Annotated in this window: 14 protein-coding genes; 13 read left to right on the forward strand and 1 reads right to left on the reverse strand. The window is 36.0% G+C overall.

The features are described 5' to 3' along the window. Positions 1-271: 271 nt before the first annotated feature. A complete protein-coding gene (locus CSC79_RS02740; protein ID WP_099294358.1) occupies positions 272-1,966 on the forward strand; it encodes an NAD-dependent malic enzyme in 1,695 nt (564 codons plus the stop codon). A gap of 112 nt (positions 1,967-2,078) precedes the next feature. Continuing rightward, positions 2,079-2,789, forward strand: coding sequence for an SIMPL domain-containing protein (locus CSC79_RS02745; protein WP_099293743.1), 711 nt, complete (start codon positions 2,079-2,081; stop codon positions 2,787-2,789). Positions 2,790-2,834: 45 nt separating this feature from the next. Here CSC79_RS02745 and CSC79_RS02750 read toward each other — a convergent pair whose 3' ends face one another. Continuing rightward, positions 2,835-4,181, reverse strand: a complete 1,347-nt coding sequence (locus CSC79_RS02750) for a DUF2254 domain-containing protein (protein ID WP_099293745.1) — start codon at positions 4,179-4,181, stop codon at positions 2,835-2,837. Between the two features lie 113 nt (positions 4,182-4,294). Here CSC79_RS02750 and CSC79_RS02755 point away from each other — a divergent pair, with 113 nt between their 5' ends. From CSC79_RS02755 to CSC79_RS02805, 11 genes are all read left to right on the forward strand, one after another. Beyond that, positions 4,295-4,669, forward strand: a complete 375-nt coding sequence (locus CSC79_RS02755) for an MAPEG family protein (protein ID WP_099293747.1) — start codon at positions 4,295-4,297, stop codon at positions 4,667-4,669. Between the two features lies 1 nt (position 4,670). Then, positions 4,671-5,570, forward strand: a complete 900-nt coding sequence (locus tag CSC79_RS02760; protein WP_099293749.1) for a transporter substrate-binding domain-containing protein — start codon at positions 4,671-4,673, stop codon at positions 5,568-5,570. Between the two features lies 1 nt (position 5,571). Beyond that, complete coding sequence (locus CSC79_RS02765) at positions 5,572-6,204, forward strand: sulfotransferase (RefSeq protein ID WP_099293751.1); 633 nt, start codon at positions 5,572-5,574, stop codon at positions 6,202-6,204. Positions 6,205-6,277: 73 nt separating this feature from the next. Next, positions 6,278-6,850, forward strand: coding sequence for a tRNA-(ms[2]io[6]A)-hydroxylase (locus tag CSC79_RS02770; RefSeq protein WP_099293753.1), 573 nt, complete (start codon positions 6,278-6,280; stop codon positions 6,848-6,850). Positions 6,851-7,066: 216 nt separating this feature from the next. Next, a complete protein-coding gene (locus tag CSC79_RS02775; RefSeq protein WP_099293755.1) occupies positions 7,067-7,438 on the forward strand; it encodes a hypothetical protein in 372 nt (123 codons plus the stop codon). A gap of 124 nt (positions 7,439-7,562) precedes the next feature. Then, on the forward strand, positions 7,563-8,525 hold the full coding sequence (locus tag CSC79_RS02780; protein ID WP_099293757.1) for an ATP-dependent 6-phosphofructokinase: 963 nt from the start codon (positions 7,563-7,565) through the stop codon (positions 8,523-8,525). Between the two features lie 287 nt (positions 8,526-8,812). Further along, on the forward strand, positions 8,813-9,202 hold the full coding sequence (locus CSC79_RS02785; RefSeq protein WP_099293759.1) for a response regulator: 390 nt from the start codon (positions 8,813-8,815) through the stop codon (positions 9,200-9,202). A 7-nt stretch (positions 9,203-9,209) separates the two neighbouring features. Continuing rightward, a complete protein-coding gene (locus CSC79_RS02790) occupies positions 9,210-10,115 on the forward strand; it encodes a MoxR family ATPase (protein WP_099293761.1) in 906 nt (301 codons plus the stop codon). Positions 10,116-10,358: 243 nt separating this feature from the next. Further along, complete coding sequence (locus tag CSC79_RS02795; RefSeq protein WP_180270378.1) at positions 10,359-11,132, forward strand: DUF58 domain-containing protein; 774 nt, start codon at positions 10,359-10,361, stop codon at positions 11,130-11,132. Then, positions 11,116-13,107: a DUF3488 and transglutaminase-like domain-containing protein gene (locus CSC79_RS02800; protein ID WP_099293765.1), complete on the forward strand. Its 1,992-nt coding sequence runs from the start codon at positions 11,116-11,118 to the stop codon at positions 13,105-13,107. The genes CSC79_RS02795 and CSC79_RS02800 overlap by 17 nt, the downstream gene beginning before the upstream one ends. Continuing rightward, positions 13,104-14,423 (forward strand): Na+/H+ antiporter NhaC family protein, encoded by a 1,320-nt coding sequence (locus CSC79_RS02805; protein WP_099293766.1) that lies wholly within the window; start codon positions 13,104-13,106, stop codon positions 14,421-14,423. The genes CSC79_RS02800 and CSC79_RS02805 overlap by 4 nt, the downstream gene beginning before the upstream one ends. The last annotated feature ends 73 nt before the right edge of the window (positions 14,424-14,496 follow it).

The raw sequence follows: 14,496 nt of genomic DNA on the forward strand, positions 1-14,496 counted from the left end.
TAAACCAACCCATGGGGCGCCACAGGAACTTACTCTCATCGTTGTTACTTATTAAAAGGGAATGCCATTCTTGCAAAGTAACGCCTTGATATTAAGCCCCTGTGAAACGCTGAATTCTGCATCTTGAGGTGGTTTGGGTATATAAAGCGCGATGTTTCATTGCGCTTTTTCTCATTGTGAATGGTCTGACAAGGTTGAATCTCATTGCTTTTTTTTATTCATGCCTAATAATGACAGATCAAATTTAAAAGACATCGCTAAGCTTGGAATTATGACTACAAATACCGATCCAAATTATCTTTATATCCATCACTCAGGCCCAGGCTTGATCGAAACTCCTCTATTAAATAAAGGTAGTGCATTTTCTCAAAAAGAACGGGAAAGTTTTAACCTAGCTGGTTTGTTACCGCCGCGCTATGAAACAATTGAAGAACAAGTTGAGCGTTGTTATCAACAGTATTCGAGTTTTACTGATAATCTAAACAAGCATATTTATTTACGTGCAATACAAGATAATAACGAAACCTTGTATTACCGCTTAGTGCGAGATCATCTTGAAGAGATGTTGCCAATTATTTATACCCCAACTGTAGGTGATGCCTGTGAAAAGTTCTCAGATATCTATCGCAGTGCACGTGGTTTATTCATATCATATGAAGACCGCTATCAAATAGACGATATTCTTCGTAATGCGACTAAAGGTAAAGTGAAGGTTATTGTTGTTACCGATGGTGAACGTATTCTAGGCCTTGGCGACCAAGGTATTGGTGGTATGGGTATTCCGATTGGTAAATTGTCTCTTTACACTGCATGTGGTGGGATAAGCCCCGCATATACATTACCAGTAATGCTAGATGTAGGCACCAATAACGAAAAACTATTAAATGATCCAATGTACATGGGTGCACGCCATAAACGTATTGCTCAAGATGAATATGATGAATTCTTAGATCTATTTATTAAAGCGGTTAAACGCCGTTGGCCAAATGTGCTTTTACAATTTGAAGACTTTGCACAACCTAATGCGATGCCTTTACTTAAACGCTATCGCAATGAGATTTGCAGCTTTAATGATGATATACAAGGCACCGCGTCTATTACTGTAGGGTCTTTACTTGCAGCATGTCGTGTTAAAGGTGAAAAATTATCAGAGCAAAAAGTGGTGTTCGTTGGTGCAGGCTCTGCAGGATGTGGTATCGCTGAACAAATTATTAGCCAAATGGTTTCTGAGGGGATCTCGGATACACAAGCAAGAAGCCAAATTTTTATGGTAGACCGTTTTGGCTTACTAACCCAAGGAATGCAAGGACTCCGTGACTTCCAACAAGCCTTGGCTCAACAAACCGATGATTTAGCACAATGGACTTACAGCGGTGAATTTGCATCATTATTAGATGTTATGCACTGTGCTCAACCTGATATTTTAATAGGTGTATCTGGTCAGCCAGGTTTATTTACCGAACAGGTTGTTCGTGCGATGCATAGCAATTGTACACAGCCGATTATCTTTCCATTAAGTAACCCGTCTAAACAAGTAGAGGCATTACCAGAGGACGTAATTAAATGGACTGATGGTAAAGCACTTGTAGCGACAGGAAGTCCATTCTCGCCGGTTGTCTATAACGGTGAGACGTTCCCAATCCCACAATGTAATAACAGTTATATTTTCCCAGGCATTGGTTTAGGTGTTATTGCTGCAAAGGCGACCAGAATTACTGATGCAATGCTGATGGTTTCAAGTGAAATATTAGCAGAATCTTCTCCACGAGCGAATACCGGTGAAGGCAGCTTATTACCTGCGTTAACTGAAATTGAAACCTTAAGTAAACGTATTGCATTTGGGGTAGCAAAAAAGGCAATTGAAGAAGGTGTTGCACTTGAGATAAGTGATGACATGTTATGGGCAGCAATTGATAAAAATTATTGGTTACCTAAATACCGTAATTATAAACGTGTAAGTAACTAAATTTGTGTGTATTGATTATTAAAACAGACTTCGGTCTGTTTTTTTTGCTTGTTCATTTTCAATTAACCGCGTACGTTATCTAATAGATGGAATTTAATTATTAAGGAATGTTATGCGTTATTTATTACCTTTACTTGCTGCAGCTACTTTTAATGTGTTTGCTGATAGTACCCCAAGCGCGCCACATATTTATATTCAGGGCCAAGCAGAAATTACCACGGCAGCTGACACTGTATTGCTAAATGTCGGTATTGTAGAAATCGATAAAGACTTAATAGCCGCAAAAAATAAAGCAGATAAAACGATGGCAAAAGCAATTAAGCTTGCTAAAAATGCTGGCGCTTTAGATAAAGATATCAATGCAGGGCAGATAAATATATACCGTGAAACCAAGTATAATCGGCAAACAAATGCTCAAGAATTTGTTGGTTTTAGAGTATCGCGTAACATAACAATTAAGCTCGATTCAATTGATAAATACCCAACGCTGTTACAAAGCTTAGTTAACGAAGGTATAAACCAAATTAACAACACGCAATTTGTATCAAGTAAATATAATGAACTACACCAGCAAGCACAAAAGTTAGCAATAGAAGATGCCCGCCAAGCAGCTAAAGAGTTTGCTAGTGATTATGGTGTAGATATAAAGGGATTGTACAGTGCCTCAATGAGTCCGATGGATACTAGTGTACAGCCTTACGCAAGAGCAAAGATGGCTATGCTAGCAGATAGTGAATCTGGACGCGTAGTCCCTGACTCATATCATGCGGGAGAAATTACAATTTCTGCATCTAGTTACGCAATTTATTTAATAGAAAATTAAACGATACGCCACGGTAAGAAATACGTACATCACCGTGGCTAAGTTTTAGCCCTTATCAGTAAATCTTTTTAATAGAATTTCACCCTTATTTGGTGAAATTCTTTGTATTGATTTGAGCATATTTATTACTTCATTTCTATCATATTGGTTTGACGTTTGTTCGTTTATGTCGTCAACTATTGCCGCTAAATAATTAAATAAATTAACTGTGGCCTGTTCATTTTCATGTGTTGTAAACAAAATATTTTTGAATGCTTCAAGTATGTTCGTCATAACATAGGCATCTGATTTTGCATAGTTACGCAGCGGCGTAAAATTATCATGAAGTAATTCTTCAAACGATGTTTCATGAAGATAAAGAAGCGGATATTTATTTGCGTGTTTGAATGAGTAGTTTATATCGCTGATTTTCAACCTTTCAATCAATAAAATGCTCAACATATCAATAGCTTTTACCGCTGTGCCAGGATCGTTTATACCTGGGCTCATCGCTTTTACTGCAATTTCAGATATTTGGGTCAAACCATAGCGGTAGTGATCGCTAATGTATTCTTCGATATAAAAAATAAAGCAATTTAGAAGCTTTTCAACTAACTCAGGTTTGTCTGATAAATCGGTATCACACTTCAAGAAAGGGTAGCCTTTAACAGTGAAGTAGCCTTGATTAACAACAACATAAATTTTAAGTTTTTCTTGAGCAAGAATTTCACATAGTCTTTGTGAGTTAACCCCTTTAAAATAACCCTCTGTTGCACTTTCGATCGAGTGCCATGATTCAAACTCAGGAAATTCTTGAATTGGATGCGACTTCTGGCGATCAATAACACCTGTGATCTCTTTTTTAGTGTGTTTAAATAAATCATTCAGAACATTATCAACTTGAATAGCCTTTGAAATTGAATGAATAAAGTAAACAAAAAGACCCAAGGAAATTAAGCCGAAAATGAGTGAAATAAGGACACCTAGAGAGGGTATCGCAACATAATTTTCCATCTGCTTAATATTAATTAGCATAATAATTGCGTAAATAATGCTACCTAGGTAAAAGCCAAGTACCAGTTGATGTGATTTTTTAGTAATAAGACCGGGTATAACACGCGGCGATAAATTCGCACTGGCAGTATTTAACACGACCATTACCATTGAAAAGCTGAACACCGTTAAAGAGATAACACTGCCTGCAAGCGTGCTTAGAATAGTTCTCGCATTTTCTTCACTATCAACTAACAGTACGTTTATCTGTTCTTTTAACTGTGAGATGGGTGACGTGTATTCAATTGATACTGTTATAGTCGCTAAAATCAGAAAACTAACTGATAAAACAGATGGGTAAAAGCCTATGCTATTAATCATTTCTCTATATGTGTTGGCAATTTTACGTGGTGTGAACATACTTTTCCTTTTGACCTGTTTTATCAACAAGGTAACATAAAAAACTAGTTTGTTGCTGGCTATTTAAAAAGTGATCTTGTGCTATCATAGAAAAAAATACTTGGAATTAAATTGTGATCATCTCTTTTTACGCAGCTGTCTTAGCAGTCATGTATATTCACCTTAGTATGAATGTTGTCAAAGTCCGAAAAGCGAATAAAATCTCTTTAGGAACAGATAACAATGAATCATTGATAAGGGCAACTCGTGCCCATGGAAATTTTATTGAGTATGTACCTTTTGCGCTTATTTTAATATTTTTAGCTGAATTTCAAGGGTTGAGTAGTCATTACTGCCATGCTTTGGGTGGATTATTGGTTTTTGGGCGTATTTGTCACAGCATTGCGTTAAACGATGGCACCTTCAAACTACGTGTAATAGGTATGATATCGACATTTGCTGTACTAGCGCTATCTGCATTTTTCTTGCTGCTAAATCGGTTCTTCTAATATGAAATCGTGGTCTTTTTGTATCGCTATAGCTCTGCTTTGGGGCCCGGTAAACGTCCATGGTACAGAGTCGAACGCAGAAAAGTCACCTCGGTTAGACGTGTATTATCCAAAACCTGAACGTGATTATGAAAAAGAGAGTTGGTACCCATTAGTCCTATTAAAATTTGCTCTCGAACACAGTGGATACGAACACACATTACAAGAATCGGTAAACATGGTACAAAGTCGCTCTTTAAAAGAGTTGGTTGAAGGGCAATTAGTTAATGTTGCTTGGTCTATGACAAGTATTGAGCGAGAAAGCGACTTACTGCCAGTTAGAATACCCATATATAAAGGGTTATATGGGCTGCGTTTATTATTAACAACAAAAGATAAGCTTATAAAATTTGCAAATATTAGTGACGTAGCTGAACTCTCTGAACTTGATTTTATCCAAGGTCATGATTGGCCTGATACTACCGTTTTGACGGACAATGGTTTTGAAGTATCAACTTCAACAAGTTACGAAGCTTTGTTTAGCATGTTACATAAAGGGCGAGGGGATGCATTTCCACGCTCAATTTTAGAAACTGGATGGGAGCTAAAACAGCTTGAGGCTGATACTGATATAACAGTAGTTCCGAATATAGCAATAAAATATCCAGCGGCAATCTATTATTTTGTTAACCCTAGTCGCCCAGACATCCATAAAGCTATTTCGATTGGATTAAAGCGAATGCATGAAAATGGTAAATTTGATGAGCTTTTTAATCGTTATTTTACCGAAGCGATTATCAATGCAAATCTTGATCAAAAAACTATTATTCCACTAACAAATAGTCATATGTCAGCGTTAACGCCACTTGATAACAGTAAATTGTGGTTTGACCCTAATTCAATAAAAACCCCCATCCAATAATATGAATCGTAACCGTATTTTCATAATAGGCCTACCTAGAACGGGCACCACCAGTGTATGCAATGCATTTTTAGAACTGGGCTACAAAACTGCCCATACAGCTTATACAAAACAATGTTTTAATAGTGCTGAAGTTATAGCTGATACACCAGTTTTTAATGATTTTGAAGTTTTAGATAAAAGGTTCCCACATTCAAAGTTCATTTATTTAGAGCGAGAAATTGAGTTGTGGATCCCGTCAATACGTCAATTATTACAAAGAATGTTTAATAATCTAACCCGACTCGATGGTGGGTTTAACCCTCATATAAAACTTTGTTATTTAAATACTTTTAATAACTTAACTATTGATAACATTGCATCCGATGCATATTTAGAACAGCAGTATTCTTTACATTTTAAAAAAGCTAAACGTTACTTTGAGCATAGACCAGCAGATTTTCTATCAATTGATATTAGTAAAAACACGAGTTTTGAACGCTTATGTATGTTTTTAGACTGTGAGTTTCCACAAGGTTTAAGTAACTTTGAAAAGATGAACATTGGCGGCAAAGTAACTGCTTGGAATAATATTAAACACCCACTTAAAGTTGCTTCTACTGCAAATGGAAAAATAGATAAGGTTATATATTAACTTTTCGCTGTTACAAGATTTTATCGCTTGATTACGGTAAAATTGCGTTATTAAATTTAAAGTAAGTTAAACAATGTTTGAATTAAAATACCACACTCCGTTTTCATGGACTGAGGCTGTACTAGCCGATTTTGATACCTTTTTACAAGACCATGCTGCCGCTGAAAAAAAAGCATCGGGCATGGCTATGTCTATGTTATCGCATTACCCAGATCGCCGTAAACTTGTTAAAGCGATGACAGATTTGGCCCTGGAAGAAATGATACATTTTAAACAGGTGCTTAAGTTGCTAATTGATCGCGACGTTAATTTAGGTAATGACCAAAAAGATCCATACGTTAAGCAAATTCGTGCTGTTTTTAGAAACGGACGTGATGAGTTCTTAATGGATAGGCTACTTGTTGGCGCAGTAATAGAGGCTAGGGGACATGAGCGTTTCTCTCTTGTGGCACAAGCATTACCTGCCGGTAAAGAAAAAGAATTCTATGTTGCAATTGCTAAATCAGAAGAAAAACACAAAAATTTATTTGTTGAGCTGGCTTATGAATATTTTGACAAGGCGCAGGTAGACCTTCGTTTAGAAGAAATTCTCATCGCCGAAGCTGATATATGTAAAAAGATTCCATTCACGGCTGCACTTCATTAAAAATCACCTCTATAAATTATGTTAAATAGGCTGTTAAATCATTTCAACAGCCTAACAGACTTAATTAACACTCATTAATTAAGCCCTGCATTCACCTATATTGTCTTAATAAAGGTCACATTCATTTAAAACACTTATACTCATTAAAGTGCTTGAGCAAAGCATGAGCTTTTGAAAATTTAATGACTATTTAAGTAATGGGATAAGGAGATGACCATGAAATTAATGACGGCTTTAACAACTGTGTCTTTGATTGGAATAGGGGTTTTGAGTAGCTTTATCTATTCAGAATATAAAGTACTTCAAACGAATAAGAATATGGGTGAAATATCCAGCAGCATGTATCAATCTATAATTTGGCAAATGGATGCATACAACAACCCCAGATTTAACAATCAGACAAAAACATTTTTTGATGATCAAGTCATAAATATGCGTGAGTATGAAAAGCTCAAGTCACTGGCTCAAGAACAGTCGACTCCGATGTTATACATCAGTTTATCCAGCGAAGATCTTTGGCATACAAAGGAGCAATTTAATGAAAGGTTGGCGAGCAAAGAACATAATGACTTGTTAGCAATAAATTAAGTTAGATTGTTGTCTTTATCTGATGATAGTTTTATCGAGATCAAATGTAGCATTGATTTTTTACATTCAATGTTAAATCTCATCTAAAATAAATGATACTCACTTTAATAGCGTGGATCATTTTATGATAAATCACATCGGTATTTTAACCTCTGGCGGCGATGCGCCAGGTATGAACGCTGCTTTATACGGTGTAGTTAAAACTGCTCAGCACTATAATATAAAAGTTAGCGGTATCAAAAAAGGTTATGAAGGGTTGATCAGTAATGATTTAATCTCTCTCGATATTCGAACTTTACAGTCTTCAATGCATTTAGGTGGCACAATCTTAAAAACCGCTCGCTGTGATGTTTTTAAAACAGATCAAGGCCGTGCTTGTGCAATAAACACTATCAATAAAAATAAAATAGATGCACTGATTATTATCGGCGGCGATGGAAGTTTTAAAGGCGCTTTGTGGTTAGCTCAAAAGAGTAATATCCAATTAATCGGCATTCCAGGCACCATTGATAATGATTTAGCGGGTACAGATTTTACCTTGGGGTTTGATACAGCTGTAAATACATCAATGCAGTGTATTGATAAAATACGTGATACAGCAGAATCACATAATCGCGTTTTTGTTATTGAAGTTATGGGCAGAGATTCAGGATACATTGCCGCATATTCTGGTTTAACATCTGGCGCAGATTCATTTTTAATTCCTGAAAGCCGAAATGATATTGAAAGCCTTTTAAATAACCTCGATGATTTTCACAGTGATCATGCATTAATTGTTGTTGTTGCTGAAGGAGATGAGATAGGAACACAAGAAGTGTGTAAGAAAATTAAATCAGTAAACCCAAATATTGATTTACGATTAACAAAACTAGGTCATCTTCAACGTGGCGGAAATCCAACAGCGAGTGACCGAATGCTTGCAATCGGACTTGGCAGTTTTAGTGTTCACGCATTACTTGAAAACAAATCGGGTATGATGGTCGGTATTATTAACAATAGATATTGTTTAACGAAGTTTGCAGGCGTTATTAAAAAACATGAAATAAGCGAAGAGGTTAATAAACTTTTAGCAATATTTTGCAGGTAGCTGATTTATTCATATTTTTACTTTGTACAATAGGTGCAATTAATCGCTATGGTTATTAATTTACCTTATTTAACATAATATAAATTATAGGGTATTACAAATAACCACACAGCAAGCCTGCTTTATATCTGTGTTCAACCTCCCTATGTCCAATACTAGACGGTATCGGACATTATAATGATTTATTTCAAATAGTTGGTTTTATTACGGTATCTTTCTTGAGCTTCATTATCGCTTAGCATAGTATTAAAACTACAATTTAAGCTGTATCACAAGAAGTAAACAACATGGAATTTGTGCGCCCACTCGAACCTATTTTGATTATTGATGATGTTCAAGATATTCGTGACTACTTAAATCAAATCTTAACTGAGTTAGGCTTTGAAGATATTTTGGAAAGCCGTGATTTTGAATCTGCAAAATCGTTAATCAAAGAAAAATCCCCTAATGTCATTTTTCTCGATATAGAGTTACCGGATACCGATGGTACTGAAATTCTCGAATTTTTAAATGATAATTACCCACACACTCATGTTGTAATGTGCTCCGGACATAATAGTTTAGAGAATGTACAAAATACTTGGGAGCTCGGCGCTAAAGGTTTTATTGCTAAGCCATTCAACGCAAAAAAAGTTGATACTGTAATGAAACGATTAGAAATAGTCGAACATTTTTAAGGTTACTATGCATTCTACAGTCACAGAAATAATTGATGATTTATCACAGGTAATTTTTGGTAAAAAAACACAAATTAAACTCGCTTTAACATGCTTATTTAGTCAAGGACACTTATTGATTGAAGATTTACCTGGCATGGGAAAAACTACATTATCTCATGCACTTGCATCTGTTTTAGGGTTATCTTATCAGCGAGTTCAATTTACCAGTGATTTACTGCCATCAGATATTTTAGGCGCCAGTATTTTTAATTCAAATGAGCACACTTTCACATTTCATAGAGGACCGGTTTTTAGTCAAGTCGTGTTAGCAGATGAAATTAACCGTGCTGGGCCAAAAACACAAAGTGCATTGTTAGAGGCAATGGAAGAAAAACAAGTATCGATGGATGGTGATATATACCCCCTGCCAACACCATTTTTTGTCATTGCTACACAAAACCCTTTATATCAATCAGGCACTTACCCTTTACCAGAATCACAATTAGATCGATTTATGATGCGGATAAGTTTAGGCTTTCCACCAAAAGAAGCAGAAAGAAAGCTTATTTTAGGTGTTAATAATCGTGATTATGAATCGCTTCCTAAACGCATAAACTCTTCTCAACTAATTGATATACAGTCTGAAATTTTAAAATTGACTATTTCTGAACCTATCATTGATTACATTATTGAGCTTGTGTCTTATACTCGCCAAAGCGGCGTTTTTGCTAATCCGTTGTCACCTAGAGCCAGTATAGCATTGGGTAAAGCTGCACAAGCTTGGGCCTATATAGAAGGTAGAGACTTTGTCACTCCCGATGATGTACAAACTGTTTTTAAAAGTGTGACTGCTCATCGATTAGGAATTGATGAACAAACAAGCGAGTTACAAATAAAACAGTTATTAAACGCTGTTCCTGTGCCTTTGTAGAATATGCTATTTGCAAAGAGGTTAAAGGACAAACACAGTGGCTTTTTATTTGCTAACTTTAAAAAGGCACTATTTAGAAAACTGCTAAAAAATAAACATACCGGCAATACACTGACTCTAAAACATAATACGATTTATGTTTTACCTTCAAAAATGGGCTGTAGTTTTTTATTTGTCTGCGTTTTAAATTTTATATTAGGGATTAATTATCAAAACAACTTAATTTTGGCTATGGCTTATTTAATGTTAGTTGTTTTGATATTGGCTATATTAATTGGTTACTCCAATGTGAAGGGTGTAACTGTAAAGTTTAAATCAAAAAATAATGACTACTCCCCTATTTCACCACGCTTAGTTTTTGATATTTCAACAGATAAATTATGTCAGTCACTCCAATTTATTTATCAAAAAAAATTATTGCATAACCTAGATAACATAAAACACAAGACAGACATAACAGTTTCATTACCTTACGAAAGCAGAGGACGTTATCCGTTAGAAAGAATAAAATTACTGAGTCAGTACCCGTTTGGTTTGGTTTCTGTTTGGAGTTACATGCAAATCGAAGAAACCGTTTTTGTATATCCTAAGCAAATTAATCCGCATAAAAATAATAACTTAATGGTTGATGGTCAAAACACTGATGGCAATTTAAAACGTGGCAATGGAATTGATGAATTTGATAGTTTGGTTGATCATCAACATGGTATGGGTTTACAAAGAGTATCGTGGAAACATTATGCAAAAACACAGCAGCTTATGGTAAAAGATTTTGTTAATTATGCTTCTACACCAATGATATACGACTATTCTCAATTACAAGGTAATGCCGAAGCAAGACTAAGTCAATTAAGCTATTTGATCACCCAAGCTCATTTACACGATCATGCTTTTGCACTTAAATTAAATAATCAGCTTTATTCAATGGCTAAAGGTCGTGAACACTTTACTGCATGTTTAATTGCATTGAGTCGTTTTAACTCGAGCACTGAGAGCCAAGATGCAAAAACATCATAATGAAAAATCAATAAATATCAGCTTATCAATAATTTATGGCATAGTTGTATTATTTTTAATGTCTGAGCTGACTCCTGTTTTTTCAGCATTATTGGCCATTTTATGTGTTTGGAATTTTACAATCACTATAATGAATAAGCCAAAACCTAGCACATTATATGCAAATATTCTGGCCGGCTTTTCTCTTGTGTTGTTACTTTACGAAATTGGATTTGGTGATACAGTGACTTTGTTTGTTGCCATGCTTATTTTGTCTAGTTTGTTTAAGTTGCTGCAAGCCAAAACCAAAAAAAATTATCAAACTATTGTTTTACTGAGTTTTTTTAGTTTATCAACAGTCTATCTATTTTCGCAGTCGATCATGGCGACATTATGTGTGAGCGCTTTGTATGTATTTAATTTTGCCGCGCTAGCACTTATTGAAAGTAAACATAGTTTAAAAATTGCATCGAAGCAAAGTGGTAAAATGTTATTGCTCGCTTTACCGGTGGCTGTATTTTTATTGCTATTTTTACCAAAACTACCTGCCTTTTGGCAATTACCAGGGCCTAAGCTTGCTAAAACGGGCTTGTCAGAAAGCGTTAATCCTTTTGATATAGCAAAACTTTCTCGTTCAGACGAGCTTGTTTTTAGGGCTAAATTAAGTAAAAACAACCCACCTGCGCCACCGTACTACTGGCGAGCTATAATCCATGATAAATTTGATGGGCACACCTGGTTAGTATCGGACTTTTTGAAGAGCCAACAACGTATTAAAAAGCCGGTAAGCAATACGGGCCAATTTAATTCACAATACACGATTATTGCTGAGCCCTCCTCACAGCCTTGGCTATATGGCATAGGGCAAGCATATTCACCAAATTCTGATGTTAAAAATACAGAGCAAGGTTTGCTTATACGCAAGCGCTACTTAAGTAACAATATAAATTACGACGTAAAAAGTTCGCCCTTAAATGCTCCTCAATTAGATAGAATTAACCATTATCAAAACTTAACGCTTGCAAACTCTGAACAATATAATGTGCAATCTCAGCAGTTAGCGTTGTCTTTATATGAAAAAAATAACAGCGATAGCGCATTTGTAACCGCCTTAACAGAACACTTTTTAAATAAGGGTTTTGCCTACACCCTTACTCCAGAACCTATGACAGGCAATAATACTATTGATGAATTTATGTTTAATAATAAACGAGGTTTTTGTGGCCACTATGCCAGTGCAGCGGCGTTTATGTTTAGAACTGTAGGTATTCCTGCCAGAGTTGTATCCGGGTATTTGGGTGGAGAATTAAATAAGCAAGATGAGTATTTAAGTGTTTATCAGTATGATGCTCATGCATGGGTTGAAGTGTATATAAAGGATAAAGGTTGGCAAATTTTTGATGCAACCGCCGTTGTTTCACCTGAACGTTTGAATGGTTCACTTTCACAGATGCAATCACTTAATAATGAGTTTACAAATAACTTAGATTTTAGTTTATTGAGGTTCAATCAAATACCTGGCTTTAATTGGTTACGTTTAAACTTAGAAAACCTAGATTACAAATGGACCAATTGGGTGCTTGGTTTCGATCAACAAAAGCAAAGTTCATTTTTGAAACGCTTATTTGGTAACAGCCAGCTATGGAAAATTTCTTTATTTGTTATTTTATCTATCGTCATTATTTTTATTAGTTATTTTGTTTATTTAAATTGGCCTAAAAAAACAAAAATAGATGAGCATTTGCTAGTAAAGCATTATAAAGAGATTCAGTTATGGTGCGCTAAAAATGGGTTTGATCACACGGCTAGTCAAACTCCACTGCACTATCTCAATTTAGCGAGTGAGCATTTTGCTGAGAAAGGCTCACTTTTCCTGCAGTTTGCTCAGTTATACAGCGATGTACGATATAAAGGTGATGAATTCACGCAGCAACGTAAAAAACACAGCTATGATCTGGTAAAATCAATTAAAACAAAAGCTAAGAGATCTTTATGAACGCAGTTGTAATCGGTGTTTTATTAATGCTTGGGCTAACGCTGGCCCGTGTAAATGTTATTGTTGCTATGACACTTAGCGCATTGGTTGCTGGATTAAGTGCAGGACTTGGCTTAACAGAAACATTGAATGCATTTAATGCGGGTTTATCCGGCGGCGCAGAGATTGCCCTTAGTTATGCCATGCTGGGAGCATTTGCTGTTGCGATTTCAAAGTCTGGCCTCACCAGAATCCTTGCTGCAAAACTATTATCGCAAGTGAACACTTCAAATAAAGGCGAAAGTGCGCTTAGCTACTTTATATTATCAATAATATTAATATGTGCTATATCTTCACAAAACCTTATCCCGGTGCATATTGCTTTTATACCAATTTTGATCCCACCATTATTAATTGTGTTTAATAAGCTGCGATTAGACCGCCGAGCCATAGCGTGTATTTTAACGTTTGGTCTTGCAACATCTTATATGGTGCTACCCTATGGGTTTGGCGGAATTTATTTGTATTCAATATTACATAAAAATTTAGTTGAAAATGGGCTAGAAATTATAAATACGCAAGTCCCCATGGCAATGATAATACCTGCAATTGGCATGTTTATCGGGCTTTTGATTGCGGTATTTATTAGCTACAGAAAACGCCGCACTTATAAAACAAATGATTTAGAAGAGCAGACAATCGACGTCACTGTGCAGCAACCCAAAAAGGTTTTGCTTGTTGGAATAACTGCCGTAATAACATCTTTAATCGCTCAGAATGTAAGTGGCTCGATGATATTGGGGGGCCTTGTTGGTGTGATGATTTTTAGCTTATTTGGCATTGTTAAATGGGAGCAAAATAACGACGTATTTAGTAAAGGGGTTGCTATGATGGCAATGATTGGCTTTATTATGATCGCAGCTCAAGGTTTTGCCTCTGTAATGAAAGCCACAGGTGATGTTGCGTCCTTAGTGCAAAGTGCCGCTGGGGTTATAGAAGGTAATCAACCTTTGGCAGCAGCATTAATTTTATTGGTCGGCTTAATGATAACTATGGGAATTGGTAGTTCTTTTTCAACCGTGCCAATAATAGCCACCCTTTTTGTCCCATTGTGTTTGGAGTTAAACTTTTCTGTTATGGCAACGGCTGCTCTTGTTGGTACTGCAGGTGCTTTAGGCGATGCAGGCTCCCCTGCTTCAGATTCTACATTAGGCCCAACCTCAGGTTTAAATGCAGACGGCCAACACGACCATATTTGGGACTCGGTTGTGCCTACCTTTATACACTTTAACCTCCCTTTGCTTGCATTTGGTTGGATAGCAGCCATGGTGTTATAGCTAATTTAATAGAGCCTCTCTTTTATTTGCTTACCCTTTTTTAGTTAATAAACTTAATGCTAAGTTTATTATT

Origin of the sequence: Pseudoalteromonas sp. 3D05, assembly GCF_002723455.1 — a bacterium.
In the GTDB taxonomy this organism is placed as follows: domain Bacteria; phylum Pseudomonadota; class Gammaproteobacteria; order Enterobacterales; family Alteromonadaceae; genus Pseudoalteromonas.